27 protein-coding genes and 1 tRNA gene are annotated in these 26,024 nt (G+C 70.2%); 9 read left to right on the forward strand and 19 right to left on the reverse strand.

Annotation, left to right across the window (positions count from 1 at the left end; translation table 11 throughout):
• Positions 1 to 85: 85 nt before the first annotated feature.
• Positions 86 to 259: a thiomuracin/GE37468 family thiazolyl RiPP peptide gene (locus ABZ857_RS19075; RefSeq protein ID WP_357044571.1), complete on the reverse strand. Its 174-nt coding sequence runs from the start codon at positions 257 to 259 to the stop codon at positions 86 to 88.
• Between the two features lie 678 nt (positions 260 to 937).
• Between ABZ857_RS19075 and ABZ857_RS19080 the strand changes: the two genes are divergently transcribed.
• A complete protein-coding gene (locus ABZ857_RS19080; RefSeq protein ID WP_357044573.1) occupies positions 938 to 2,206 on the forward strand; it encodes an NAD(P)/FAD-dependent oxidoreductase in 1,269 nt (422 codons plus the stop codon).
• Between the two features lie 65 nt (positions 2,207 to 2,271).
• Positions 2,272 to 2,937 (forward strand): methyltransferase domain-containing protein, encoded by a 666-nt coding sequence (locus ABZ857_RS19085; protein ID WP_357044881.1) that lies wholly within the window; start codon positions 2,272 to 2,274, stop codon positions 2,935 to 2,937.
• A gap of 64 nt (positions 2,938 to 3,001) precedes the next feature.
• Here the strand turns inward: ABZ857_RS19085 and rplL are convergent, their stop codons facing one another.
• The 9 genes from rplL to ABZ857_RS19130 form a co-directional block, all read right to left on the reverse strand.
• Entirely contained in the window at positions 3,002 to 3,397 is a 396-nt protein-coding gene (rplL, locus tag ABZ857_RS19090) for a 50S ribosomal protein L7/L12 (protein ID WP_079319156.1), read from the reverse strand.
• A gap of 78 nt (positions 3,398 to 3,475) precedes the next feature.
• Positions 3,476 to 4,000 carry a 50S ribosomal protein L10 gene (gene rplJ, locus ABZ857_RS19095; RefSeq protein ID WP_079319155.1) on the reverse strand — a complete coding sequence of 175 codons (525 nt, stop codon included), beginning with the start codon at positions 3,998 to 4,000 and terminating at the stop codon, positions 3,476 to 3,478.
• Positions 4,001 to 4,223: 223 nt separating this feature from the next.
• Positions 4,224 to 5,069: a DUF1396 domain-containing protein gene (locus ABZ857_RS19100; protein ID WP_357044576.1), complete on the reverse strand. Its 846-nt coding sequence runs from the start codon at positions 5,067 to 5,069 to the stop codon at positions 4,224 to 4,226.
• 205 nt (positions 5,070 to 5,274) lie between these two features.
• Entirely contained in the window at positions 5,275 to 5,772 is a 498-nt protein-coding gene (locus tag ABZ857_RS19105) for a MarR family transcriptional regulator (protein WP_357044577.1), read from the reverse strand.
• A gap of 99 nt (positions 5,773 to 5,871) precedes the next feature.
• Positions 5,872 to 6,585: a 50S ribosomal protein L1 gene (rplA, locus tag ABZ857_RS19110; RefSeq protein WP_357044579.1), complete on the reverse strand. Its 714-nt coding sequence runs from the start codon at positions 6,583 to 6,585 to the stop codon at positions 5,872 to 5,874.
• A gap of 91 nt (positions 6,586 to 6,676) precedes the next feature.
• Positions 6,677 to 7,108 (reverse strand): 50S ribosomal protein L11, encoded by a 432-nt coding sequence (gene rplK / locus ABZ857_RS19115; RefSeq protein WP_030510282.1) that lies wholly within the window; start codon positions 7,106 to 7,108, stop codon positions 6,677 to 6,679.
• Between the two features lie 94 nt (positions 7,109 to 7,202).
• The gene (gene nusG / locus ABZ857_RS19120; RefSeq protein ID WP_357044581.1) at positions 7,203 to 7,955 is read right to left on the reverse strand and encodes a transcription termination/antitermination protein NusG; all 753 of its coding nucleotides are present in this window, start codon (positions 7,953 to 7,955) and stop codon (positions 7,203 to 7,205) included.
• 55 nt (positions 7,956 to 8,010) lie between these two features.
• On the reverse strand, positions 8,011 to 8,268 hold the full coding sequence (secE, locus tag ABZ857_RS19125) for a preprotein translocase subunit SecE (protein WP_030510284.1): 258 nt from the start codon (positions 8,266 to 8,268) through the stop codon (positions 8,011 to 8,013).
• A 75-nt stretch (positions 8,269 to 8,343) separates the two neighbouring features.
• Positions 8,344 to 8,416 (reverse strand) — tRNA-Trp (locus ABZ857_RS19130).
• A 235-nt stretch (positions 8,417 to 8,651) separates the two neighbouring features.
• On the opposite strand from ABZ857_RS19130, the gene ABZ857_RS19135 reads away from it, so the two are divergent.
• Complete coding sequence (locus tag ABZ857_RS19135; protein WP_357044583.1) at positions 8,652 to 9,857, forward strand: pyridoxal phosphate-dependent aminotransferase; 1,206 nt, start codon at positions 8,652 to 8,654, stop codon at positions 9,855 to 9,857.
• 108 nt (positions 9,858 to 9,965) lie between these two features.
• On the opposite strand, the gene ABZ857_RS19140 is transcribed toward ABZ857_RS19135, so the two are convergent.
• The 5 genes from ABZ857_RS19140 to ABZ857_RS19160 all read right to left on the reverse strand — a co-directional run bounded on the left by ABZ857_RS19140 (position 9,966) and on the right by ABZ857_RS19160 (position 14,860).
• Positions 9,966 to 11,360 carry a hypothetical protein gene (locus ABZ857_RS19140; protein ID WP_357044585.1) on the reverse strand — a complete coding sequence of 465 codons (1,395 nt, stop codon included), beginning with the start codon at positions 11,358 to 11,360 and terminating at the stop codon, positions 9,966 to 9,968.
• A complete protein-coding gene (locus ABZ857_RS19145; RefSeq protein ID WP_357044587.1) occupies positions 11,347 to 11,847 on the reverse strand; it encodes a SigE family RNA polymerase sigma factor in 501 nt (166 codons plus the stop codon). The genes ABZ857_RS19140 and ABZ857_RS19145 overlap by 14 nt, the downstream gene beginning before the upstream one ends.
• Before the next feature lie 111 nt (positions 11,848 to 11,958).
• Positions 11,959 to 13,200, reverse strand: coding sequence for a DUF4143 domain-containing protein (locus tag ABZ857_RS19150; RefSeq protein WP_357044589.1), 1,242 nt, complete (start codon positions 13,198 to 13,200; stop codon positions 11,959 to 11,961).
• 158 nt (positions 13,201 to 13,358) lie between these two features.
• The gene (locus tag ABZ857_RS19155; protein WP_357044591.1) at positions 13,359 to 14,363 is read right to left on the reverse strand and encodes a PASTA domain-containing protein; all 1,005 of its coding nucleotides are present in this window, start codon (positions 14,361 to 14,363) and stop codon (positions 13,359 to 13,361) included.
• Positions 14,360 to 14,860 (reverse strand): SigE family RNA polymerase sigma factor, encoded by a 501-nt coding sequence (locus ABZ857_RS19160; RefSeq protein ID WP_357044593.1) that lies wholly within the window; start codon positions 14,858 to 14,860, stop codon positions 14,360 to 14,362. The genes ABZ857_RS19155 and ABZ857_RS19160 overlap by 4 nt, the downstream gene beginning before the upstream one ends.
• 74 nt (positions 14,861 to 14,934) lie before the next feature.
• On the opposite strand from ABZ857_RS19160, the gene ABZ857_RS19165 reads away from it, so the two are divergent.
• Positions 14,935 to 15,954 (forward strand): adenosine deaminase, encoded by a 1,020-nt coding sequence (locus ABZ857_RS19165; RefSeq protein WP_357044595.1) that lies wholly within the window; start codon positions 14,935 to 14,937, stop codon positions 15,952 to 15,954.
• 214 nt (positions 15,955 to 16,168) lie between these two features.
• On the opposite strand, the gene ABZ857_RS19170 is transcribed toward ABZ857_RS19165, so the two are convergent.
• A complete protein-coding gene (locus tag ABZ857_RS19170; RefSeq protein WP_357044597.1) occupies positions 16,169 to 16,990 on the reverse strand; it encodes a hypothetical protein in 822 nt (273 codons plus the stop codon).
• Positions 16,974 to 17,516 carry a sigma-70 family RNA polymerase sigma factor gene (locus ABZ857_RS19175; RefSeq protein WP_357044599.1) on the reverse strand — a complete coding sequence of 181 codons (543 nt, stop codon included), beginning with the start codon at positions 17,514 to 17,516 and terminating at the stop codon, positions 16,974 to 16,976. Before ABZ857_RS19175 ends, ABZ857_RS19170 begins: the two co-directional genes overlap by 17 nt.
• 198 nt (positions 17,517 to 17,714) lie before the next feature.
• Between ABZ857_RS19175 and ABZ857_RS19180 the strand changes: the two genes are divergently transcribed.
• The 4 genes from ABZ857_RS19180 (at position 17,715) to ABZ857_RS19195 (ending at position 22,590) form a co-directional block, all read left to right on the forward strand.
• On the forward strand, positions 17,715 to 18,446 hold the full coding sequence (locus ABZ857_RS19180; RefSeq protein ID WP_357044601.1) for a methyltransferase: 732 nt from the start codon (positions 17,715 to 17,717) through the stop codon (positions 18,444 to 18,446).
• Between the two features lie 131 nt (positions 18,447 to 18,577).
• Positions 18,578 to 19,276, forward strand: a complete 699-nt coding sequence (locus tag ABZ857_RS19185; protein WP_357044603.1) for a response regulator transcription factor — start codon at positions 18,578 to 18,580, stop codon at positions 19,274 to 19,276.
• Between the two features lie 10 nt (positions 19,277 to 19,286).
• A complete protein-coding gene (locus tag ABZ857_RS19190) occupies positions 19,287 to 20,672 on the forward strand; it encodes a HAMP domain-containing sensor histidine kinase (protein ID WP_357044605.1) in 1,386 nt (461 codons plus the stop codon).
• Between the two features lie 40 nt (positions 20,673 to 20,712).
• On the forward strand, positions 20,713 to 22,590 hold the full coding sequence (locus ABZ857_RS19195) for an acyl-CoA dehydrogenase family protein (RefSeq protein WP_357044607.1): 1,878 nt from the start codon (positions 20,713 to 20,715) through the stop codon (positions 22,588 to 22,590).
• A gap of 516 nt (positions 22,591 to 23,106) precedes the next feature.
• Here the strand turns inward: ABZ857_RS19195 and ABZ857_RS19200 are convergent.
• Complete coding sequence (locus ABZ857_RS19200; protein WP_357044609.1) at positions 23,107 to 23,841, reverse strand: TetR/AcrR family transcriptional regulator; 735 nt, start codon at positions 23,839 to 23,841, stop codon at positions 23,107 to 23,109.
• A 105-nt stretch (positions 23,842 to 23,946) separates the two neighbouring features.
• On the opposite strand from ABZ857_RS19200, the gene ABZ857_RS19205 reads away from it, so the two are divergent.
• Positions 23,947 to 24,714 carry an SDR family oxidoreductase gene (locus ABZ857_RS19205; RefSeq protein ID WP_357044611.1) on the forward strand — a complete coding sequence of 256 codons (768 nt, stop codon included), beginning with the start codon at positions 23,947 to 23,949 and terminating at the stop codon, positions 24,712 to 24,714.
• An 82-nt stretch (positions 24,715 to 24,796) separates the two neighbouring features.
• Here ABZ857_RS19205 and ABZ857_RS19210 read toward each other — a convergent pair whose 3' ends face one another.
• Positions 24,797 to 25,942, reverse strand: coding sequence for an acetyl-CoA C-acetyltransferase (locus ABZ857_RS19210; RefSeq protein WP_357044613.1), 1,146 nt, complete (start codon positions 25,940 to 25,942; stop codon positions 24,797 to 24,799).
• Positions 25,943 to 26,024: the final 82 nt, after the last annotated feature.

Raw genomic sequence — 26,024 nt, forward strand, 5'->3', positions numbered from 1 at the left:
CCCGCGCCTGCCCCTAGGCGGTTACCCCGTCGCCTGTCAGCGCGACCTCAGGAGCCGTGCCCCCGACGTACGCGCGTCAGGGCGATCAGCCACACGGGCAGCAGCAGCAGCTGCACAGGCAGCAGCAGCAGCCCTCGGAGGCCCCCACCTCGGTCATGCCGTGGCCCATACCGAGCGACGGAAGTCCGGCGCCGCCTTCGCCACCGAACTTGAGGCTCTCCACCTCAAGGCTTTCGAGTTCGAATCGAAGATTCGACAACTTACCCTCTCCTTTCGCTTGGACCTACGAACATTGCTCTCCAGCTATATCACACGGCCGAAACGCCGCAACAGGGTGAATTGGATGGCGAATTTCCAGCGCCGTGACGCGGAGTTCAGATTCCCCACTCTTCCGCTCTGATTAATCCGAAAGAATCTCCGCAGCTCACGTCGCATTCATTCGAAATGCCTTCACCGATCATTTGTCACGCTCTGTCATCCCGTCCGGTAAAGTGAGATCCGCAAGTCGGATTCGAGCCCGCCCGTAATAGCGGCCCGCCTTTCTGGCCATGTATAGTGCGAGAACTTCCCGGTGACAGGGGCAGGCGCCCGGTCCGTTCGACACGCGGCGAGGACGGCGCCCGGCGAGGGGACCGCCGCCCTGCGCACGGGAAGGACGCGTGACGCCGGCCCGCCAGCGGGTCATCCTTGTCCGCCCCTGTCTCTTCCGGCCCCGGGGGCTGAGCAAGGCGTCATCACTGGTGAACACGAATCCGCTCTGGTCGACAGGCGCGCGACGCCCCTGGGACACAGTGGCCGCGCCGTACACACACCACCCCGAGCCGGACGCGTGACGCGACCGGCCCGGGCCCGATGACGTCAATCGCCCGCCGAGGTCCGGCGAGTCACCGGCCAGGAGCCGCCGGAGACCTCGCGTCGCGGAAGGAGATCATCAAGCATGTCCTCTGCAGTGCCACACGTCCTCGTCATCGGGGGCGGCATCGGCGGCCTCTGCCTGGCGCAGGGATTGAAGCGCGCGGGCATCGGCGTGGAGGTCCACGAGCGGGACCGCAGCCGCACCGACCGTCTCGAGGGATACCGCATCCACATCGACCCTGACGGGGCGAAGGCCCTGCACGCGTGTCTGCCGCCGGAGGTCTGGGAGACCTTTCTCGGCCGTACGGTCGACCTCGGCAGCTTCAGGTTCCTCACGGAGAACCTGGACGAGCTCGTGGTCCTGGACGAGCGGGCGCGGGGCGCGGGCGCTGCCGGTCCGCTCGACAGGTCGCACGCCATCGACCGGGTGACGCTGCGCGATCTCCTGCTCACCGGGCTCGACGACGTCGTGCGCTTCGGCAAGAAGTTCGAACGCTACGAACGCACCGAGGACGGGAGGATCACCGCGTTCTTCTCCGACGGCACCACCGCCACGGGAGACGTCCTGGTCGGCGCGGACGGGGTCAACTCTCCCGTGCGCCGGCAATACCTTCCCCAGGCCCGCCGGGTGGACACCGACGCCGTCGGAGTGGGTTTCAAGCTTCCGCTGACCGCGGAGGTCAGGTCGTGGCTGACGCCGCCGCTGTCCACGGGCCGGAGCATGATCATGGCGCCGGTCCCGTACTTCCTGTCGATCTCGGTCTTCGACCGGGGGGAGAGCGCCGACGTCCCCCCCGGCGCCGAGTACGAGAACTACGTGGGCTCCGCGTTCGTCGCACGTCGTGACGCCTGTCCCCCGGACCTCGACGATCTCGACGGGCCGGGGCTGCAGCGCCTCGTGTCGCGATTGATCGACGGCTGGCACCCCCACCTGCGCAGGCTCGTCGCGGACTCCGATCCCGGCAGCGTGCTCCTGGTGCCCTACCGGACCTCGGTTCCGCTCGAACCATGGGAGAGCACGAACATCACCCTGCTCGGGGACGCCGTCCACAGCATGTCGCCGGTCGGCGGCCTCGGCGGGAACACGGCGCTGCGCGACGCGGACCTGCTGTGCCAGGCTCTCGTCGCCGTGTGCGACGAGGGGACACCCGTTCCGGCGGCCATCCGCGAGTACGAGACCGGCATGCGGGAGTACGGCTTCGCCGCCGTGCGCAAGGCCCTGCGCTACCAGCAGCAGGGCCTGCGCAGCAGTCGCGTCGCCATGGCCGCCACCAAGGTCTTCTTCCGCACGATGAACAGCCTGATGCAGCGCCGCCGCAGGGACGCCGAGCGGCTCGCCGGGGTCGGGTGACCGCTCGCCCCGCGCCCGCGAACACGCATGACAACCCCGCCACACCGACTCTTGGAGTGCTCGTGATGCAACTGCAGGACATCGAAACCCGCGAGGGATACGACCTGTGGGCCGAGACCTACGAGGACAGCCCGAACCCGGTGGTCGCGATCGACGCCCGGCACACCATGGGCATTCTCGCCCCGCGGCCGGGCGAGCGGGTCCTCGACGCCGGCTGCGGCACCGGAAGGAACCTCGCCGCGATGATCGATGCCGGCGCCCATCCCACCGGCATCGACTACTCGAGCGGGATGCTCGGCGTGGCACGCCTACGCCACCCGGAGGTGCCCGTCCACGAGGCCGATCTGGAGGCGCCGTACCCCTTCCCGGACGAGACCTTCGACGCCGTGTTGTGCGCCCTCGTGGCCGAGCACCTCGACCGGCCGCTCGACGCTCTGCGGGAGATGCGGCGCGTCCTGCGGCCCGGCGGCCGGCTGGTCCTGTCGGTGTTCCACCCGGACATGGCCGCGGCCGGGGTCACGGCGCGCTTCGAGAAGGACGGCGTCGTCTACCGGCTCGGGGCGAACCCGTACACGATCGACGACTACGAGAAGCTGTTCGCCGAGGCGGGATTCCACCTGAAGAACCGGCACGAGTTCGCCGGCGACGAGAAGGCCATCGAGCGGCTGCCCGGCGCGACGTGGCTCGTGGGTTTCCCCGTGCTGCTGGTCCTGGAGGGGACGAAGGCCTGAGCGAACGCCGAAGGGGCGGACCATCCGGCACCTGGATGGATCCGCCCCTTCGGGGTGAAGCGTCTTACTTGACCGTGACGGTCGCGCCGGCGCCCTCGAGGGCAGCCTTCGCCTTCTCGGCCTGCTCCTTGTTGACCTTGCCGTCGAAGACCGGCTTCGGAGCGCCGTCCACGAGGTCCTTGGCCTCCTTGAGGCCCAGGCTCGTCAGGGCGCGGATCTCCTTGATGACCTGGATCTTCTTGTCGCCGGCGGCCTCGAGGATGACGTCGAACTCGTCCTGCTCCTCGGCCTCCTCGGCGGCGGCACCGGCGCCACCGGCGGCCGGGGCGGCGGCGACGGCGACCGGAGCGGCGGCCTTGACGTCGAAGGTCTCCTCGAAGACCTTCACGAACTCGGACAGCTCAAGGAGGGTCATCTCCTTGAAGGTCTCGAGCAGCTCGTCGGTGCTGAGCTTCGCCATGATGTGTTCCTCCAGTGGATCTAGCAAAAAACGTGTAAAGGGACCGCGGTGCGCGCTTCCCCCGTCCGCTGCGCGGACCTACTCGCCGGCCTCTTCGCGCTTGGCGCGCAGAGCCTCGGCCAGTCGAGCCATGGTCGTGGGCAGCGCGGCGAAGGTGGCGGCAGCCTGGGACTGCTTGGCCTTCAGCGCGCCGGCCAGCTTCGCGAGGAGCACCTCACGGGACTCAAGGTCGGCAAGCTTCGTGATCTCGTCGGGGGTCATCGACTTGCCGTCGACGACGCCGCCCTTGATCACCAGGAGGGGGTTGGCCTTGGCGAAGTCACGCAGACCCTTGGCCGCCTCCACGACGTCGCCCTTGACGAACGCGATGGCGGTCGGGCCCTGGAACAGGTCGTCCAGGGCGGTGATCCCGGCGTTGTTGGCCGCGATCTTGGTGAGCGTGTTCTTCGCCACGGCGAACTTCGCATTCCCACCGAGAGAAACGCGCAGCTGCTTGAGCTGAGCGACGGTGAGACCGCGGTATTCGGTCAGAACGGCGGCGCTGGATCCCTCGAACTCACTCTTGAGCTCGGCGATCGCGACGCTCTTCTCCGCCTTCGCCATGGGCCTCCTTCCAGATGTGCCGCCGGCGAAGGCCCTCAGAAAACAGACAAGCCCCGGCGCAGGCGCACGGGGCTTGGACGGACGTCAAACGTCCTCAAGCGTCTCCACACCTACGCGGGCCGTCCACTCACGTGGATCCTTCGGTCACCGGGCTGTACGCCCGGCGACGACCGGCGGTCTTCGGCAGGAGACAGACTACGTTGTCAACCGGCAGGACGCCAAATCAGCTTCCGATGGCGGACGGCTGCTGCAGCGTCTGCGGCAGCTCACCGACCTGGTCGGCGGCCGGTGCCTCGATCGAGACGGGCTCGTTGAACGACTTGAACATCGCCGTGGCCTTGAACGCGCCCGCGTCCGGCTTGCCGCCGTTCAGCTCGACCTTGCGCGGCAGGCCCTGAGCGTCGATCCAGGCGTCGAACTTGACGTCCTTGGCGCTCGTGAGCTCGCCCTGCAGGCGGCCGCGCTGCTCCTCGGGAAGCTGCTTGACCGCCTCGTCCACCGGGAACGAGCCCGAGTAGTGCGTCGTGTCCACCCCGCCGACCTGCTCGGTGCCCACCGACTTGACGTCCTTGGACGCCGTGAGCATGGCGACGCTCGTCTTCAGGTCGAACTGCTGGGCCTGGGCGAGGAACTGGTCGACGTTCACGCCCGACTGCGAGCCGAGCTGCTTCAGGTCGAGCCTGATCCACGGCTTGGTGGCGCCCACCAGGGTCTTGAGCATGTCGAGCTTCACGTACGCCACGTCACCCTGCAGGATCACCCGCACGCCGCCGGGCACGTTCTGCCCGTTGAACGCCACCTGGCTGAGGTTGATGTCGGAGGCGATCTGCGGGGTCTTCTGGTAGAGCATGGTGCCCTGAATGACCCCTCCCTGACCGCCCTTGGCGTCGGTGACGTTCACCACGAGGTCCGCGGCATAGGTGTTGACGTCGTCGGCCTTCTGCGCGGTCTGCTGGATGACCTCGGCCGCCGAGAGCTGTGCGTTCTGGAGAGACGGAGTCGCGGTCGTCCCGCATCCCGCGACCGTGATCGCGGCCACCGCCCCGGCAGCCACCAGTAGTCGTCGCATTGTTTCCATCCCTTCGATTTCCCCCTTTACCTGCCCTTGACCCTATGCGCCTAACGCCACGAGCGCGTCGCTACCGGGCAAACCGCCATCAGCCCTGCACAATCCCTGCACATCCAAGTTCGTTTGCCGCGAGATAGTAAGCTTTCGTACTATCCACGCCGCGTCCGGCGCCGGAGCGTACGGCAGAGCCGGGGCCGAGTACGGCCTATGTGAGGGCCGTCAGGAGGTCGCGCAGCAGCCGGTCGAGCGTGGCGGCGTCCTCCGGAGCCAACCCCGACGCGAGCCGGGCCAGGTTCGCCGCGTGGTCGGTGAGCGTCGCGTCGATGACCTCGCGCCCCTTCTCCGACAACGTGATCTTGAAGCTGCGCCGGTCGGCCGGGTCGAGACTGCGCTCGACCAGCCCGGCGGCCTCCAGCCGGTCGAGCCGGCTGGTCATGCCGGCCCGCGACATCATCACCATGTCCGACAGCTCGGAGGGAATCAGCGTGTACGGCGGGCCGGAACGGCGCAGCGCGGCCAGCACGTCGAAGTCCCCCGAGCGCAGGCCATGTCGGTTGAGGACCTCCTCGACCCGGCTCTCGACCACCCGGACCACCTGGGCGACGCGACCGAAGACGCCCATGGCCGACAGGTCCAGGTCGGGGCGCTCACGCCGCCACTGGTCGAGGATGTGATCGACGGAATCCCCGCGCTCTTCGGTCACGCGCCGAGTTTATTCGCCGTCTGATTGTCAGAAGACGCGCGGAAGCCCCCGCCCGGTGGGGGCGGGGGCTTCCGTCGTCGTATCGGCCGAGGTGACGGCTCAGGCGTCGATCTCGGCGGTCATCGCCCGCGTCACGTTCGGGTCGACCGGGATGCCCGGGCCCATGGACGTGGTGAAGGTGACCTTCTTGAGGTAACGGCCCTTGGCCGCCGACGGCTTGAGACGCAGCACCTCGTCCAGCGCCGCGGCGTAGTTCTCCACGAGCTGGCGGTCGTCGAAGGACGCCTTGCCGATGATGAAGTGCAGGTTCGCGTGCCGGTCGACCCGGAACTCGATCTTTCCGCCCTTGATGTCGCTAACGGCCTTGGTCACGTCGGGCGTGACGGTGCCGGTCTTCGGGTTCGGCATGAGGCCACGGGGGCCGAGCACGCGGCCCAGACGGCCGACCTTGCCCATCATGTCCGGGGTGGCGACGACCGCGTCGAAGTCGAGACGGCCCTTGGACACCTCGTCGATCAGCTCGTCGGAGCCGACGATGTCGGCGCCCGCCGCGCGGGCCTCCTCGGCACGGTCACCGGTCGCGAAGACCAGGACCCGGGCGGTCTTGCCGGTGCCGTGCGGGAGGTTGACGGTGCCGCGGACCATCTGGTCGGCCTTGCGCGGGTCGACGCCCAGCCGCAGGGCGACCTCGACGGTCGCGTCGAACTTCGTGGTCGCGGTCTTCTTGGCCAGCCGTACGCCGTCGAGCGGGGTGTACAGGGCCGCGCGGTCGACCTCGGCCGCCGCGTTCTTCCAGTTCTTGCTGCGCTTCACTTCATGCTCCTCGTGGAGATCGTGGTCCGGGCCTGCGCTTCGGCCCTCCCACAGCGTTTGGTTGCCTCGCCCCTCGCGATACCGCTGAGAGTCAGTCGGCGATGGTGATGCCCATGGAGCGGGCGGTGCCGGCGATGATCTTCTCGGCGGCCTCGACGTCGTTCGCGTTGAGGTCCTGCATCTTGGTCTCGGCGATCTGGCGAAGCTGCTCGCGGGTCAGCTTGCCCACCTTGTCCTTGTGCGGGTTCGCGCTGCCCTTCTGCAGACCGGCGGCCTTCTTGATCAGCTCCGGCGCCGGCGGCGTCTTCGTGATGAAGGTGAAGGTGCGGTCTTCGAAGATGGTGATCTCGACGGGGATGATGTTGCCCCGCTGGGCCTCCGTCGCCGCGTTGTACTGCTTGACGAAGTCCATGATGTTGACGCCGTGCGGACCGAGCGCGGTACCGACCGGCGGCGCGGGGGTGGCCTGTCCAGCGGGAAGCTGGACCTTCACCAGTGCCGCGACTTTCTTCTTTGGAGGCATTTGTCCTTCTCCGGGTCCTTGGTCCTACAGAAGCCTCACAGGCACGCCGAAGCAGGGCGTGCGTGAGGACGGCTATCGAGTCTACGCGAGGCGGTCAGATCTTCGAGACCTGGTTGAACGACAGCTCGACCGGGGTCTCTCGGCCGAAGATCGAGACGAGGACCTTGAGCTTCTGCGACTCGGCGCTGATCTCGCTGACCGTGGCCGGCAGCGTGGCGAACGGCCCGTCCATGACCGTCACGGACTCGCCGACCTCGAAGTCGACGGTCGCGGCGGCTGTCTTGGTCGTGGCCTTCTTGACTTCCTCGGAAGGCTCCGGGGCGAGCAGCTTGGCGACCTCGTCGAGGTTCAGCGGGCTCGGCTTGTTGGACAGGCCGACGAAGCCGGTCACACCGGGCGTGTTGCGCACCGCGGCCCAGGACTCGTCGGTGAGGTCCATCCGGACCAGGACGTAACCGGGAAGCACGCGCTCCTTGATCGGAGTCTTCTTGCCGCCCTTGAACTCCGTGATCGTGTGGGTCGGCACCTCGACCTGGAAGATGAAGTCCTCCATGTTGAGGGACCCGATACGGCTCTCGATGTTCTGCTTCACGCGGTTCTCGTAACCGGCGTACGAGTGGATGACGTACCACTCGCCGAACTGGCCGCGAAGCTGACGCTTGAACTCCTCGACAGGGTCGACGTCCGGGAGGACGTCACCGTCCTCGTCGACCTGAGCGGCGGCCTCGGCCGAGTCTTCGCCGCCGTCACCGCCCTCTGAGTCGGCGACCGTGGTCTCCTCGACCTCTGCTACGGCCTCGTCCTGCTCGTCATGGGAGCGGTCGGCCGGCATCGGGGACTCGGACACGGGACTCTTCCTTCTTCGCTTGGTGTCTTGACGTGCTGCGACGTCTCGGGCGGGATCAGGATCCGCCGAAGAGCCAGAGCACAGCCTTACCCAGCAGCGTATCGATCCCGAACACGAGCCCAACCATGATCACGACGAAGACCAGGACAACTACGGTGTACGAGATCAGGTCATTGCGCCGGGGCCAGATGACCTTGCGCAACTCGGCGACGACCTGCCGGTAGAACAGAGCGGGCGAGGTGCGCTTTGCCTTCTTCTCACTGGTCGGCTTGCCTGGCTTGCCAGCGGTCTCACCGCGGGTGTCGATCGCCACAGTCCTCACCTGATCCGTCGTGTCCGTCGCAGTTGCGGCGCGCTTTCACGCCATTGTTGCGCGGACCGCACTCCGCAGGGCACGAGGGACTCGAACCCCCAACCGCCGGTTTTGGAGACCGGTGCGCTACCAATTGCGCTAGTGCCCTAAGCCGTGCACCACGATACCCGAGAAACGCGTTGAAGCGTCCGTCCCGTCGTTCACGTGGCCCACTAGTCGGTGAAGTGTACGCGGGATTCACCACTCCGTCGAACCACGTGGTCGCGGCACCGCCCGGAGGCGGCCCGGGTGCCGTTCGTGTGCGGTTCAAAGCTACCGTGCGAACCCGTCCGCATCCTGGATATGGAGACGAAACCGCGCGGCGCGTCTGGAACGATGGAGGCATGACCCGACCTCGCATCTCCGCACGTATATCCGCGATCTCCGAGTCCGCGACTCTGGCCGTGGACGCCAAGGCCAAGGCGATGAAGGCGGCCGGTCGCCCGGTCATCGGCTTCGGCGCCGGCGAGCCCGACTTCCCCACGCCCGGCTACATCGTCGAGGCGGCCATCGAGGCGTGCCGGAACCCCAGGTTCCACAAGTACACGCCGGCCGGGGGCCTGCCCGAGCTCAAGCAGGCGATCGCCGACAAGACGCTGCGCGACAGCGGGTTCCAGGTCGAGGCCGCCCAGGTCCTGGTGACGAACGGGGGCAAGCAGGCGGTCTACGAGGCGTTCGCCACGCTGCTCGACCCCGGTGACGAGGTCCTGGTCGTGGCGCCCTACTGGACGACCTACCCGGAGGCGATCAAGCTCGCGGGCGGCGTCCAGGTCGACGTGGTCACCGACGAGACGACCGGCTACCTGGCCTCGGTCGAGCAGCTGGAGGAGAAGCTGACCGACCGCACCAAGGTGCTGCTTTTCGTCTCGCCGTCCAACCCCACGGGGGCCGTCTACTCCCCCGCCCAGGTCGAGGAGATCGGCCGCTGGGCGCTGGACAAGGGCCTGTGGGTCGTGACCGACGAGATCTACGAGCACCTGGTCTACGGCGAGGCGGAGTTCTCCAGCATCGCCACCGCCGTGCCCGAACTGCGCGACCGGGTCGTCGTGCTGAACGGCGTGGCCAAGACGTACGCGATGACCGGCTGGCGGGTGGGCTGGCTGATCGGCCCGTCCGACGTGGTCAAGGCGGCGACGAACCTGCAGTCCCACGCCACCTCGAACGTCTCCAACGTCGCCCAGGCCGCCGCGCTCGCCGCGGTGTCCGGCGACCTGTCGGCCGTCGCCGAGATGCGCGCGGCGTTCGACCGGCGCCGCCAGACCATGGTCCGGATGCTCAACGAGATCCCCGGCGTGGTCTGCCCCGAGCCGTTCGGCGCGTTCTACGCCTACCCGTCGGTCAAGGCGCTGCTGGGCAAGGAGATCCGCGGCAGGCGCCCGCAGACCTCGGCCGAGCTGGCCGAGCTCATCCTGGAGGAGGCCGAGGTCGCGCTGGTGCCCGGCGAGGCCTTCGGCACTCCGGGCTACTTCCGCCTGTCGTACGCGCTGGGCGACGACGACCTGGTCGAGGGCGTCAGCCGGGTGGCCAAGCTCCTGGCCGAGGCGCACTGAGACCGGAAACGCGCTGAGAGCCGTCGAGGGGCCCGGGTGCGGGAGCGCACCCGGGCCCCTCCTCTCATCCGTGCCCGGTCTGCCTCGATCGCCCCTCCAAGAGCTGTTTCAGGGCACCCGCAGGCTCCGGACCAGGTGGGCCAGGTCGTCCATGGACCGCGCAGAATCGGCCGGGGCGGCCACGACGGTCACCGCGAGGGCGAGGCCGACCTCGGGGTGCCACAGGAAGGTCCGGCCGGACAGCGGCCCCGCTCCGCCGCGCGGCTGGTCCTCCCAGGTCAGCAAGGTGCCGTCGACATCGCCCACGGACGCGCGCCGGGACTTCGCCGAGGAGATCTGGCGGAGCCATCTGCCGTCGAGCTCCACCTCCAGCCCGCGGTAGACGGACACGGCGACGTACGGGCCCTTGCCCGGCCTGCCGCCCCAGAACCTGGTGGTCCCCGACCATTCGCGGCCCATCGCGCTGTCACCGCCCGACGGCCTCCCGAGGCTCGTGGGGACGCCGATCCCGTCCACCGAGGCGGCGGTGCCCGCGGCCACCTCCTCGACGCCTTCCGCGATCCTCAGCAGCTCGCCGGCCAGCGAGGTCGTCGCCCAGATGCGCACGCCCACGCCGGGCCGTACGACCCACAGCACCATGCGGCCCTTGTCCATCCGGCGGTCGAACGACATGACGGCGCCCTCCAAAGCGGCGACCGGCCCGACGGAGACGCGCCGCACGTCGAACAGCGTCTCGTTCGTCGGCCATGCAACCCGGCGCAGGCTGTCCAGGTCGAGCGCCTCGCGGCCGTGCACGACCTCCACCATCACGTTCCGCCTGCCGTCGGACCAGGAGCGGCCGACGCCGCCCAAGCCCGCGGATCCGGCGGCGCGCAGCCCGGATGGCAGGTACGTCACCCGCATACCGCCTACGTCGCCCTCCGGGACGACGCGCAGCCCCTCGGCGATCCTGCCGAGCTCGCTCTCCAGAGGGGCGGACGTCGTGACCCGGAGCGCCAGGCCCGGCTCCGGCACCCACATCTCGTCGGTGTCCGAGAACGCGACGGGGTCGGTCCCCTTCGCCGGCTCGCTCGCCACCGGCCCGATGTTCAGTGCGAGGAGGTCGAGGGCGTCATCCAGGCGCCGCCCGGTCCGGTAGACGCCGACCTGGACGAACCCGCCGTCGCCCTTCCACCGCAACGCCTCGCCCTCCAGCGGGCCTGCCTTCACCTCGATGCGCTCGGGACGGTCGCCGAACCCCTGCGGGAGGTAGCCGACCTCGACGCCGTCGATCTCGGCGAGCACCTTGCCGGTGGAGATCTGATGCCGCGGGACGAGCGCGACGTAGGCGGGCACCGCTCCGGCCGCGACCAGGACCGCGGCGACGATGGCGACCAGTCGCAGGCGCGTGCCGCGCACGCGCTCCGAGCGCCGCACGACCCGATCGACCAGGTCCGGCGCGATCGCCAGGCCGGCCGTCTCGTCCGCCATGGCCCGGCGCAGCGCACTCTCAAGCTCTGACATCGTCGATCACCTCCGCGCCCAGCAGCCGGCGCAGCCGTACGAGGGCTTTGGCGGTCTGGCTCTTGACGGTGCCCACCGAACATCCGAGCACCTTGGCGGTCTGCGCCTCCGTCATGTCCTCCCAGAACCGGAGGACGACCACGGCCCGCTGGCGCGGGGGCAGAGCCCGCAGGCCGTCCATGAGCACCTGACGCAACTCGACGTCGGCGGCCGGAGCGGGCGTCTCCGGCGGCGAGTGGGTCGGAATGATCCGCAGCAGGGCGCGGCGCCTCGCCCGGCTGATCGCGAGGTTGACGATGATCCGCCGCACGTACGGCTCCGGGTCGGCGTCCTTGTGCACCCTGTGCCAGCTACGGCAGGCCCGCTCCAACGCCGCCTGCAGCACGTCCTCGGCGTCGTCGGAAGCGCCACAGGTGAGATAGGCGGTGCGGAGCAGGCTCGTGCCACGGGCCGCGACGAACTCGGCGAACCCGTCCGGGGGTCTCACGCGCTTTCATCCAGTCTCATGCCCACACGTACGCCCGGCCGCCGCGGAAGGTTGCCCTCCGGCCATCGCTCTCACCGGCAGTGAGGACCCGGCAGTCCCGGCCGGGTGCGTTCAGGACCAGAGGACGCAGATGGGGGCGGCGAGGATCTTCTCCTCCATTTCGTGGATGTGCGGACCGGTGTGCAGGACGACGCCGGCCACGAAGCGGTCGCCCAGCTCGTCCCGCAGCCACCGCAGGTGTTTCGCATCGTCGTGGCGTGCGGTGGCGGCGGCCTTGACCTCAATGCCGATCACTCGTCCCATGCCGAGCTCCAGAACGATGTCGACCTCGTGCCGTCCTTGGTCCTGGCGGAGGTGGTAGATGCGGGGCCGGCTGTCGCACACCGGCACCTCCGCGCGTAGCTGCTGGACCACGAAGGTGTCGAGCAAGCGGCCAAGGAGATCGCCGTCACGCATGAGCGCCTGTCCATCCACCCGCAGCAGGGCCGCGACCAGGGCCGGGTCGACGAGATACCGCTTGGGCCCGCGGATCAGCCGCTTCAGTCGATTGCTGAACCAGGCGGGAACCTTGTCGACGATAAGCAGCTCACGAAGGAGGCGCTCGTACGCCTCTCCCGTGCGCGCGTTCACGGCCGCCGCGTCGTAGAGCGTCTTGTCCGTGACCACACCCGCGGTGTTGAGAGCCAGCGCCTCCAGATAGGACCGGAGGCGGATGGGGTCGCGCCGTCCGTCGAGGGTCTCGATGTCCCGCGTGAGGGTCTGCTCGATGTAGCTGTCCAGCCACCGTACTCGCACGGAAGCGGGCATCCGCTGAGCCTCGGGAAAGCCGCTGCGCAACGCGAAGTCGATGTAGTCGGCCAGATCTGGCGGCCGCACCGGTACGGCGAGTTCCTCCATCCGCCCCTGGGCGAGCAGGTCGGCGAAAGGAGGTCTCCCGGTGTTGCGCTCGACCTCCTTGACCGCCAGTCCCATCATGTCGATGCGGACCACTCGGCCCGTGCCGGGCCATGTCCGCCCACCGAAGTCCGACCATGCGGAGCCGGTGAGGATGAAGCGGCCTGGGCGGTGGTCGCCGTCCACCGCCCGCTTGACCGAGCCGAGTACTTCGGGGACGACCTGCCACTCGTCCAACAGGACCGGCTCCTTGAGCCGGCGCAGGGCCACGTCCGGGTCGGCGAGGAATGCGGCGTTCTCACTGTCCCGATCGAGCCGCACCACCGTTTCGACGTGCCGGATCGCCGTGGTGGTCTTCCCCGTGGCCCGTGGACCGACCAGCATGATCGCCGGCAGCGTCGTGAAGACGCCATCGATGATCGGATCCACCATGCGCGGGATGTAGGAATCGCGGCTCACCCAGGCACGCTACCAATCTGACCCAGCCGCCAGTACAAAGTTGACCCAGCTCTCAGTACAAAGATGACCCATCACAAAGATGACCCACTGCGGTGGCCCGGGACGGCCGGCGCCTCCGGGCCCACGGGCGGGCGCGGAGGCGCGGGGACGGACCGATGTCACTTGGCGAGGGCGACCCCGGCCGCGATCTTCTTGAGCTCCCTGTCGGCCGCGGCCTCGCCGATCTTGGCCGCGTAGTCAGGGCTGATCATGACCTCGACCCCGACGCCGGAGGCGAGGGTCCACACGATCGTCCGGGTTCCCCCGTCGTTGATCTGGTCGCCGCCCTCCGACAGGCTGACCAGGTACGCCTTCCTGCCGCCGGCCTCGATCGGCTCGGCGCCCTGCGCGGCGTAGCCCTGCATGCGCTTGGCCAGCACGCTCGCGGCGTCCTTCCGATAGACGATCATCTGGACGCTGTACATGCCGGGTTCCAGCCCGGGCTCCACCCAGCTCGTGGTGTAGCTGCGCTTGCCGAACCCGTCCTTGCCGGACCACTTGCCCCATTCGAGCCCCTCGGGCAGATAGCCGACGTGCACGCCGCCGAGCGTCCGCCCGTCCCCCAGGTCGCCGAGGTCCTGGGGCATCCGCGGGTCCTGTGTGCCCTCCGTGGCGGAGGGGGCCGGGCCGGCCGTCGTGGCGATCGTGATCGTGACCGCCGCCCCGGCGGGAGCGGCCGTCCCGGGCTGCGGCATCTGGGCGAAGACCGTCCCCGCCGGGGCCTCCTCGGTGACGACCTTCGTGACTCTCACCGTGTAGCCGGCCTCCTTCAGGAGGGCGTTGACCTCCGCGGCGCTCTTGCCGACCACATCGGGGACGACCCCTCCCGGCACGGCGACCGTGTCGTCGGAACCGGGCGCGGACGCGGACGCGGCCGGGTCGGCCGCGCCGGTGGCGCCGGTGCCGGTGAGGCCCCCGGCGGCCGGGACGGCGTCGGGCCGGGCGGTCAGCGCCACGGGCACCCCGACGGCGACCGCCGCGGTGAGCACGGCCGCGCCTGCCGTACGAAACCTGACCACGTGGCGGCGGCTGCGCCGCCGGACGGCCTGGCCCAGCGACGGCGGCGCGTGCACGCCGGCGACCTGAGCGGCCATGGCATCCCTCAGCGCCTCTTCGACGTTCATGCGGACGCTCCTTCCAGGCTTTCCATGCGTGCGCGCACGCGTGCCAGGCCGCGGGCGGCCTGACTCTTGACGGTGCCGACCGAGCAGCCGAGCAGCGCGGCGGTCTCGGCCTCCGACAGGTCCTCCCAGTAGCGCAGGACCAGTACGGCCCGCATCCGGGCCGGCAGCTTCCTGAGTTCGGTGACGAGCACGTCCCGCAGGCCGAGGTCGGGCGACTCCACGGGCGTCTCCGGCGGCTGGGCGAAGGTGATCTCCTGGAGCACCCTGCGCCGCCTGGCCTTGCTGATCGCACCGTTCACCACGACCCGGCGCGCGTACGCCTCGGGGTTGTCGTGCCGGATGCGCGGCCAGTGCCGGTAGACCTTCTCCAGCGCGCTCTGGACCATGTCCTCGGCGTCGGACGCCGAGGCGCCGCAGACCAGGATCGCGGTGCGCAGGAGGGCGGTGCTGCGCGCGGCCAGGAACTCGTCGAAGGCCGCCTCGTCTTCTTCGGTCATGCGCTCCCCTTTCGTCCCTCCCCAACGCGCCAACCCGGCGACGGGTTGAGAACGGCATGCGGCAACATATGGAGATGGCACGTCCACTCGACACGCTCCCCAAGGCACATCTGCACCTGCACTTCACCGGCTCGATGCGGCATACGACGCTGATCGAGCTCGCCCGGGAGCAGGGCGTCCACCTCCCCGACGCGCTGGTGGAGGACTGGCCGCCGAAACTGCGGGCGACCGACGAGCGCGGCTGGTTCCGGTTCCAGCGGCTGTACGACATCGCGCGGTCGGTGCTGCGCCGGCCCGATGACGTCTACCGGCTGCTGCGCGAGGCCGCGGAGGACGAGGCCCGGGAGGGGTCGCGCTGGCTGGAGATCCAGGTAGACCCGTCCGGGTACGCCCAGCGTTTCGGCGGGCTGACCGAGACCCTCGAACTCGTCCTCGACGCGGCGGAGAAGGCGGCCAGGGGGGCCGGGATCGGCATGGCCGTGATCGTGGCCGCCAACCGCACCCGGCACACGCTCGACGCCAGGACGCTGGCCCGCCTGGCGGCCCGGTACGAGGGCAAGGGCGTGGTGGGCTTCGGCCTGTCCAACGACGAGCGGCGCGGCCGGGCCAGGGACTTCGAGCACGCCTTCCGGATCGCCAGGGGCGCGGGGCTGCTCGCCGTGCCGCACGGCGGCGAGTTGCTGGGCGCGGCGAGCGTCGCCGAGTGCCTGGACGACCTGGGCGCCGACCGGATCGGTCACGGGGTGCGGGCGGCCGAGTCGCCCCGCCTGATGGAGCGACTGGCCGACCGGCAGATCACCTGCGAGGTGTGCCCGCTGTCCAACGTGGGCCTCGGGGTGGCGGAGCGGCCGGAGGACGTGCCGCTGCGCCGGCTGTTCGAGGCCGGGGTGCCGATCGCCCTCGGCGCCGACGACCCGCTGCTGTTCGGCGCGCGGCTGCTGCCGCAGTATGAGCTCGCGAGGGACGTCTACGGCTTCGGCGACGCGGAGATCGCCGAACTCGCCCGGCAGTCGATCCGGTCGTCGACGGCCCCCGACGCGGTCAAGAAGGAGTTGCTGAGCGAGATCGACGCCTGGCTCGTCTCCCCCGAATGACGGCACGCCGCGAGCCGGGGTCCGGCGGCCAGAGGTCCCGTAACGGCTCGCCCGAGGCGAGGTGTTCAGCGGACCCGTACTCAGCGCGACCATGCTCAGGGCCCATGCTCAGCGCGACCCATGCTCGGCGCGACCCATGCTCAGGGTCCATGCTCAGCGCGACCCGTGCTCGGCGCGACCCATGCTCAGGGTCCATGCTCAGCGCGACCCGTGCTCAGCGGACCGACAAGGCGATCCGCACGGCCTCGGCGCGGTCCGGTCCCTCCAGCCGCAGCCCGACCAGCCTGTGCTGCCAGATGAGGGTCGGCCCGGCCACCCGCTCCTCGTGCGGCTCACCGCCGCCCGCGGGCACGTACGACACGCCGTGAGACCGCGGGATCCACCATCCGGCGACGGCGCTCACCTGCTCCGGCCAGGGTTCTCCGAGTTCCTTGCGCCAGACCACGCCCAGCGTCCCGTCGTACTCGTCGAGCCGCACGCCCGGCCACAGGAGTGTCACCACCCGGCCACCGTCGGCGAGGCGGACGTCGGCCGGCTCGCCGAGCGCGGACGGCACGGCGACGTGGAAGCGCGCGGTCCGCCGCGCCTCCTCCAGCGTCACCCGGCGCTCGCCCGGCAACGGGCTCGGCACCCCCGTGGGCAGCGGCCCGGTGCCACCGACGTGGATCTCGACGCCCGCGAAGTGCAGCACCGACACAACAGCGGCCCGGCCCTGCGGGGTGGCCCCGAGCAGCACGGCCATCAGCGCCGCCACCGCCGCTGCCGCCACGCGCGGCGACGGCCGCAAGACGGCCCGCCGCCGATCCGGACGCCGTGTCCTGTCGTCCTGAGCCCTGTCGTCCTGAGCCCTGTCGTCCTGAGCCCTGCCGTCCTGAGCCCTGCCGTCCTGAGCCCTGCCGTCTTCCAGGCGGGCGCGTACGGCACGCGCCACGTCGGCGGGAGGCGGCACGGGCACGGCCAGGTCGGCGCCGAGGGCCCTGAGCCGCGCCTCAAGGGCGTCCGGTTCGATCGGATCGTCGTCATGCGAGGTGCTCACGGCCCACCTCCTCCCGCAGGCGCCGCAGGGCCCGGAACGTCCGCGACTTCACCGTGCCGAGCCGCAGACCGAGGACCTCGGCCGTCTCCGCCTCGGACAACTGCAGGAAATACCGGCAGACCACGGCTTCGCGTTCCCCGTCGGGCAGCGCGCGTACGGCCTCCAGCAGGCGGGTCCTGCCGTCGGCGCCCACGGCCGCGTCCTCCGGGTCCTCCGGCCCGAACGGCTCCCGCTCGCGCCCCAGCCGTACGGCGAGGTCGGAGCGGCGGCCGCGCGACCGGGTCAGGTCGTGGGTCTCGTTGGCCACGATGCGCAGCAGCCAGGGGCGGAAGGACGAGCCCCGGCGGAAGCCCTTGAGGTGGCGGAAGGCCTTGACGAACGCCTCCTGGACGACGTCCTCCGCCTCGTCGGCCGCCCCGAGCAGGCTCGCCGTACGGTGGGCGACCGCGCTGTACCGGGTGACCAGCACCTCGTAGGCGTCAAGGTCACCGGCCAGGGCGCGGGTCACTGCCTCGTCGTCGTCCATCTGGGGGTGTCGGACCATCGGGGGATATCGGGCCGGAAGGCGGACGAAGGTGCAGCCTACGATCAGGCGGGCATCCCGTCTACAGCGCCGCCCGAAGGGCACAGTGACCCCGATGCGGCCCCTCCGGCGAAGCGGACACCCGCCGATGGGGCGGGCACTACACTTTCCACGACCGTCAGCGTGCAGATCGAGGATCCTATGTCTGGGTATGACCGAGTAGTCCAGCCGGCGGCCGGAGACGAGGCTCTGGAGAACCACCTCGGCGGCGACGAGGCCAAGAACTACCGGCAATACGAGTTCGACATGGTCGCGCCGCACGTCGGCCGGTCGCTCCTGGAGATCGGTTCGGGTCTCGGGCACTTCGCCGAGCAGTTCCTGCCACGCTTGGACAGGCTCGTGGTGAGCGACTTCGATCCCTACTGCGTCGAGCAACTGCGCAAGAGGTTCGCCGACCGCGACGACGTGTCGGTGCTCCAGTTCGGCCTGCCGACCGAGATCCCCCTCGCCGACCCGGTCGACACCGTCGTGATGATGAACGTCCTGGAGCACATCGAGGAGGACGCCGAGGCGCTGCGGTCGCTGGCCAGGGTGACCGCCCCCGGCGGGCGGATCGTCATCTGGGTGCCCGGCTACATGCAGCTCTACGGGGACTTCGACCGCAAGGTGGGGCACGTCACCCGCTACACCCCCGCCACGCTGCGCAAGACGGTCACCGACGCCGGCCTCGACGTCCAGGTGCTCAAGCCGATCAACTTCCTCGGCGCCATCGCCTGGTGGGCCGCGGTGCGGCGGGGCGGTGTGGGCTACCCCGACCCCCGGCTCGTCAAGATCTACGACCGGACCGTCGTGCCGATGACCCGGCTCATCGAGCGGTTCGTGCGTCCGCCGTTCGGCCAGACCGTGTTCTGCGTCGCCAGGGTGCCCCGATAGCGGTCCCCATACGGCGTTCCGGGGCGCGGACGGCCGCCCGGCTCACCCCGTATGTCCGCACGACGCGGTGACGGGGGCGTGGACACCCGAATTGTGCGACAAATGCCTCATGCCTGCACAATGGGTCCCCCATGAGTGAAACCAGGATCCTCGTCGTCGAGGACGAGCCAAACATCCGGGACATCGTGGAAGTCGCCCTCAGGTTCCACGGCTTCCGGGTGACGGCCGTGGGCACGGGGGCGGCGGCGCTGGGCGAGGTGCTGAGGAACCAGCCCGACCTGGTCGTCCTCGACGTCATGCTGCCCGACATCGACGGCTTCGAGGTGTGCCGGCGGATCCGGGCCGAGGGCGTGCACCCTCCCGTGATCTTCCTCACCGCCCGCGACGCGGTCGCCGACACCGTACGCGGGCTGACCCTCGGCGGGGACGACTACGTCACCAAACCCTTCTCGGTCGAGGCGCTGGTCGCGCGGATCCGCGCCGTGCTGCGCCGTACGACCGTGCCGGAGGCCGCCGAGCGGGCGCACGGGCCGATCCTCCGGGTCGCCGACCTGGAGCTCGACGAGGCGCGCTGGGAGGTGCGGCGCGGCGGGGTCCCCGTGGACCTGTCGCCGACCGAGTTCCGCCTGCTGGCCTTCCTGATGGCCAACGCCGGCCTGGTGCTCACCAAGCGGCGCCTGCTCGAGGAGGTCTGGGGCTACGGCGGGAGTTCGCAGGTGCTGGAGACCTACATCTCCTACCTGCGCCGCAAGCTCGACCCGCTCGGCCCGCCGCTGATCCACACCCAGCGCGGCATCGGATACTCCCTGCGGCCGCCCCAGGACATGTGACGGACCCATGATGTCGCTCAGGACGCGCCTGCTCGCCGGGCTGCTCGGGGTGAGCGCGGTCCTGCTCGTCGTGTTCTCCCTCGTCAGCGTCGTCGTCCTGCGCGGGCACCTGCGTACGCGGCTGGAGGGGCAGGTGGTGGCGGCGACCGTCACGGCGGCACGCCGGGTGGTCGAGGGGGACCCGCTCGCGCAGGCGCTGACCGGCTCCACCTACGCCCTCGCGGTCTACAACCTCACCGAGCGGCACGCGCACCTGGTCAGCGGCGACGCGGACGAGGCCGCGGCCGTGCCCGGCCTGACCGAGGCGCTGGGCAAGGACAGGCTGCTGGCGTACGCGGCGCAGGGCCGCACCTTCGACCTCGACCCGAGCGCCGAGCACGAACTGATCGCGGCCGCGGCCCTGTCGCCGAGCGGTCTGCGGATCATGGTCATCGCGGTCCCCCTGGACGCGGTCGACGACCCGGTGCGTCACCTCCTGATCAGCGAACTGGCGACCGGCGGGGTGCTGATCCTGCTGCTGGCCGCGGGCGGCCGGCTGCTGATCGCCGGCGGCCTGGCGCCCCTCGGCAAGATGGCGCGGACCGCCCACCTCGTGGCCGAGAGAGTCGACCTGTCGGCCCGGATGCCCGAGGGGTCGTCGGAGGTCGGCAGGCTCGGCGCCGCGATCAACCTCATGCTCGACCGGATCGCCGACGCCTTCCGCGACCGCCAGGCGTCGGAGGACCGGGTGCGCCGGTTCGCCACCGACGCCTCCCACGAGCTGCGCACCCCGCTGTCGACCATCTCCGGGTACGCGGAGCTGTACCGGGCCGGGGCGATCCCGCCCGAGGACCTGCCCAAGATCATGGGCCGGATCGAGGCCGAGGCCGACCGCATGGGCCGCCTGGTGGGCGAGATGCTGGAACTCGCGCGGCTCGACCGGGGCGCCGCCCTTGCGCTCGACGAGACCGACCTGGCCGAGATGGCCCGCGAGGTGGCCGCCGACTCGGCCGCTCTCGACCCCGCCCATCCCGTGACGGTGGAGGCCCCGCCCTCGCTGGTCGCGACGGTGGACGAGGCCAGGGTCCGCCAGGTGCTCGTCAACCTGCTCGGCAACGTGCGGGCGCACACTCCCGAGGGCACCAAGGCGACCGTACGGCTGCTGCGCGCCCCGGAGTCGGTGACGATCGAGGTACGCGACACCGGTCCGGGGATGAGCCCGGAGCAGGCCGAACGCGCCTTCGACCGCTTCCAGCGCGGAGAGGACCACCTGTCCGGCGGGGCGGGGCTCGGCCTGTCGATCGTGAAGGCCATCGTGGAGGCGCACGGCGGCCGGTGCCGGATCGTCTCCTCCCCCGGCGAAGGGACCGCTGTACATATCGTGCTCCCCGTGGTGCAAGAGGCTACTGGCGGGTAGTTAACGAGCACAGCTCGTATCACCGCCGAGGAGGTCGACGATGACGACCGATTACGCCAAGGCCAGGGAGGTGGCCGAGCAGGCGCGCGAGAGGGAGTGGACCCGCCCGAGCTTCGGCAAGCAGCTCTTCCTCGGGGACTTCCGGCTGGACCTCGTGCATCCCGCCCCCCGCCTCACCGAGGAGGAGATCAAGAAGGGCGACGACTTCCTGCGCGCCCTGCGGGCGTTCCTGCAGGAGAAGGTCGATCCCGCGCTCATCGAACGCACCGCCGTCATCCCGGACGAGGTGATCAAGGGCCTGGCGGCGATCGGCGCGTTCGGCATGACCACCGAGGAGGAGTACGGCGGGCTGGGACTGAGCCATCTGTACTACTGCCGTGCGCTGGAACTCGTGACGTCGTGCTCCCCCGCGCTCAGCGCGCTGTTGTCGGCCCACCAGTCCATCGGGGTTCCGCAGCCGCTGCGGCTGTTCGGCACCCCCGAGCAGAAGCGCCGCTTCCTGCCCCGCTGCGCCCGGGGTGAGATCTCGGCGTTCCTGCTGACCGAGCCGGACGTCGGCTCCGACCCCGCCCGGCTGTCCACGACCGCCGTCCGCGACGGCGACGCGTACGTGATCAACGGCGTCAAGCTGTGGACGACCAACGGCGTCGTGGCCGACCTGCTGGTCGTCATGGCCCGGACCGGCGCCAAGATCTCGGCCTTCGTGGTCGAGGCCGACTCCCCCGGCATCACCGTCGAGCACCGCAACCAGTTCATGGGCCTGCGCGGCATCGAGAACGGCGTCACCCGCTTCCACCAGGTGCGCGTGCCGGTGGAGAACCTGATCGGCCGCGAGGGCCAGGGCCTGAAGATCGCCTTGACCACGCTCAACACCGGGCGCCTCTCCCTGCCGGCCACCTGCGTCGGCGCCGCGAAGTGGGCGACGAAGATCGCCCGCGAGTGGGGGCGCGAGCGGGTCCAGTGGGGCAGGCCGGTCGGCCAGCACGAGGCCATCGCCCGCAAGGTCGCCTTCATCGCCGCCACCGCGTACGCGCTGGAGTCCGTTGTGGACCTCGCCAGCCGGATGGCCGACGACGAGCGCAACGACATCCGCATCGAGGCCGCGCTCGCCAAGCTGTACAGCACGGAGATGGCCTGGCGGCTGATGGACGAGCTGGTGCAGATGAGGGGCGGGCGCGGCTACGAGACCGCCGAGTCGCTGCACGCCCGCGGCGAGCGCGGCGTGCCCGCCGAGCAGATGCTGCGCGACCTGCGGATCAACCGCATCTTCGAGGGCTCGACCGAGATCATGCACCTGCTCATCGCCCGGGAGGCGGTGGACGCGCACCTGTCGGTCGCGGGCGAGCTCGTCGACCCGAAGGCCGGCCTGCGGGCCAAGGGGCGGGCGGCCACCCGGGCCGGCGCCTTCTATGCCAGGTGGCTGCCGAGCCTGGTGACCGGGCCCGGCCAGGTGCCCACGTCGTACGCCGAGTTCGGCCCGCTGGCCCAGCACCTGCGCTACGTCGAGCGGACCAGCCGCAAGCTCGCCAGGTCCACGTTCTACGGCATGTCCCGCTGGCAGGCGCGGCTGGAGCACAAGCAGGGGTTCCTGTCGCGGATCGTGGACATCGGCGCCGAACTGTTCGCCATCACCGCGGTCTGCGTACGCGCCCAGGAGGAATCGGCCGAGTTCGGGCGCAAGCCGTACGAACTGGCGGACACCTTCTGCCACCAGGCCCGGCTGCGGGCCGAGGCGCTGTTCGACCGGCTGTGGGACAACACCGACGCCCGGGACGTACGGCTGGCCCGGCGGGTGCTCGACGGGCGGTACACGTTCCTGGAGGAGGGCATCGTCGACCCGTCGCTGGAGGGCCCGTGGATCGCCCCGCAGCGCACCGGGCCGTCCATGTTCGACGACGTCCACCGGCGCATCGGCTGAACCGCTGAACGCGCACGGCCCCGTCCCGGCTCCGGGCGGGGCCGTGCGTGCGAAAAACCCTTTGTCCCCGGCTGCGGCGCCTTGTTAGGGTCACCGGCATGTGGATTCTGTACGGCGACCGCTGATCAGCCCTCTGAGCCGCTGATCCGCTCAGCTTTCCGGCCCTGTCCATCCTGACGCGGCAGCTGAGTGACGGCACCTCGGTGCCGCGTTCCCGACGTACAAGGAGATCCCGTATGCGTACTCGCGCGTCCAGCAAGGGCGGCAAGCAGCAGAACCCGCGCACGCCGCAGCCCCAGCGTTCCTTCCCGCCGCCGCGTCAGATCCCGGCCCCGCCGATGCGACCGGTACGGCAGCCACGGCGGCTGCCGAGGGCAAAGTAAGCCGCTCCGTGACGAAAGGGGCGCCCCGGTTGATCCGGGGCGCCTTTTCTCGTCCATTCCTGCCATCCGGGCCGAACTGTGGCTGCCGCACCGCGCGTCGTCCGTTCGGTCCGGCGGGCCGCATTTGTTCACGTCAACGACCCGGCGCCTCGCTCAGGAGCTTCTCGAGCCCGTCGAGCAGGCAGCGCAGCCCGAACTCCAGGGGTTCGGCCGCAGGCTGGGAGTAGCCGCCGCCCCGCATGGCCGCGACCAGGGCCGGATAGCGGTCGCCATGCCGGCGCAGCCGTTCCCCGACAGCGGCCGACCACTCGTCGACGCCCAGCCGATCGGCTCCCGTGATGTTCTGCGCGACGCTACGGACGTGCCCGTTGAGCAGCAGGAACGCATCGTGCTGCTCGACCGGCGGGAAACCGGCGTCCGCGAGGACGGCGAGCGCGGCGTCCAGCCAGCCCAGCTCGTTCGGCCCCATGATGCGATGCCCGCCGGTGGCCTCGAGCAGCCAGGGATGGCGCACGAAGAGCCGCAGGCACTGCCGGGCCCATTCCGCCAGCCGCTCACGCCACCCGCCCGGCACCGACTCCAGATCGGGGCGGTCGCCGATCGTCGTATCGATCATGAGGGCGACCAGCTCCGCCTTCCCGGGCACGTATCGGTACAACGACATCGTCGTGAAGCCGAAGGCGGCGGCGATGCGCTGCATGGAGACGGCCGCAAGCCCCTCGGTGTCGGCGATCTCGATCGCGGTCCCGGTGATCCGCTCCACGGACATGCTCGGCTTCGGGCCCCGGCTGGGTCTGTCGGTCGTCCCCCAGAGCAGGTCCATGCCGCGTGCGAGATCGCCGCCGCCCTTGTCACTCTTCGCCGCCACCGGCCCTCCTGATTCGCCTTGACCGTCTTCCAGAAACTGTATATAACATAGACGAAACAGTATGCGGCATAAACAGTTTTCGCATGAGCTGAGGAGACGGACGAAATGAGCAAGCTCGCGGGTAAGACGGCGCTGGTCACCGGTGGTTCGAGGGGAATCGGCCGGGCGATCGCCCAGCGCCTGGCGGCGGACGGCGCGTACGTCGCCGTGCACTACGGTCGCGACGAGTCCGCGGCCAAGGAGACGGTCGCGACGATCGAGCAGGCGGGCGGCCACGCCTTCGCCGTCCGGGCCGAGCTCGGCGTGCCCGGCGACGTCGACACGCTGTTCGCCGGGCTGGAGGAGGGCCTGGCCGGGCGGCCGCTGGACATCCTGGTCAACAACGCGGGCGGCGCGATGGGAACCGGCTCGATCGACCGGACGACCCCCGAGGAGTTCGACCGGTTGATCGCGCTCAACGTGCGCGCGCCGTTCTTCATCATCCAGCGGGCTCTGCCCCTGCTGCGCGACGGCGGCCGGATCATCAACATCTCCTCCGCCGACACGCGCATCGCCATCGCCCGCGAACTCGCCTACTCGATGGCCAAGGGCGCGATCAACGTGCTCGGCAGGACTTTGGCCCACGCGGTGGGCGAACGAGGCATCACCGTCAACACGGTCGCGCCCGGCGTCACCGACACCGAGCCGAACGCCTGGATCCACTCCAGCCCGGAGATCGAGGCGCTCACCGCGACGGCCTCCGCCCTCAACCGCATCGGCCAGCCGTCCGACATCGCCGACATCGTGGCCTTCCTCGCCTCCGACGACGCCCGCTGGATCACCGGCGACCTCATCGACGCCACCGGCGGCACCTTCCTCGGCCCCCGCATCTGAGGCCGGACGCGAGAGCCGTAGTAGCCGACCACGCAGAAAGGGCACCCCGGAATGTTCCGGGGTGCCCTTCTCGCGGGAACGGTCAGAGGCGCTCGATGATCGTGACGTTGGCCTGGCCGCCGCCCTCGCACATCGTCTGCAGGCCGTACCGTCCACCGGTGCGCTCCAGCTCGTGCAGGAGCTTGGTCATGAGGATCGCGCCGGTGCCGCCCAGCGGATGCCCCAGCGCGATCGCGCCGCCGTTGGGGTTGGTCCGGGCCGGGTCGGCCCCGATCTCCTTGAGCCAGGCCAGCGGCACCGGGGCGAAGGCCTCGTTGATCTCGATGGCGTCGATGTCCCCGATCGAGAGCCCCGCCTTGGCCAGCGCCTTGCGGGTGGCGGGGATCGGCGCCGTCAGCATGTAGACCGGGTCGTCACCGGTCAGCGCGAGCGTGACGATGCGGGCGCGCGGGACCAGCCCGTGGTCACGCACCGCCTGCTCGGAGGCGATGAGCAGCGCCCCGGAGCCGTCGGAGATCTGCGAGGAGGTGGCCGCGGTGATCCGGCCGCCCTCGCGCAGGGTCTTCAGCTCGGCCATCTTCTCCAGCGTGGTGTCCGGCCGGGGACCCTCGTCGTCGGTCACGCCGTTGATCGGGGCGATCTGGTCCTTGAAGTGGCCGTTGGCGATCGCCTTCGCGGCCCGCTGGTGGCTCTCGTAGGCGTAGCGCTCCAGCTCGTCACGCTCCAGGCCCCACTTCTCGCACATCAGCTCCGCGCCGCGGAACTGGGAGATCTCCTGCTTGCCGTACCGCTCGACCCACTTGTCGCCGAACGGGAACGGCATGCCCTTCTCCAGCGCCGCCGTGATGCTCGACCCCATCGGAACGATGGACATCGACTCGACGCCGGCCGCCACGACCAGGTCCTGCGTGCCCGACAGCACTCCCTGCGCCGCGAAGTGGAGGGCCTGCTGCGACGAGCCGCACTGCCGGTCGATCGTGACTCCGGCCACGGTCTCCGGAAGGCCCGCGCTGAGCCACGCGTTGCGCGCGATGTCCATGGACTGCGGGCCGAACTGCATCACGCAGCCCATGATCACGTCGTCCACCGCGGCGGGGTCGACGCCGGTGCGCTCCACGAGCGCGGAGAGAGTGTGGGCGGCCAGGTCGACCGGGTGGACCGTGGAGAGCCCGCCCTTCTTCTTGCCGACCGGCGTGCGGACCGCCCCGACGATGTACGCCTCTGCCACAGTGCCTCCATAGAAAACCGAGCAATGTTCGGTTAGTGAGAGGTTACATCAGAACTTTCGTCGGGGGAGGCGACGATATGGG

Source organism: Microbispora sp. NPDC046933, from assembly GCF_040644635.1.
Classification (GTDB): domain Bacteria; phylum Actinomycetota; class Actinomycetes; order Streptosporangiales; family Streptosporangiaceae; genus Microbispora.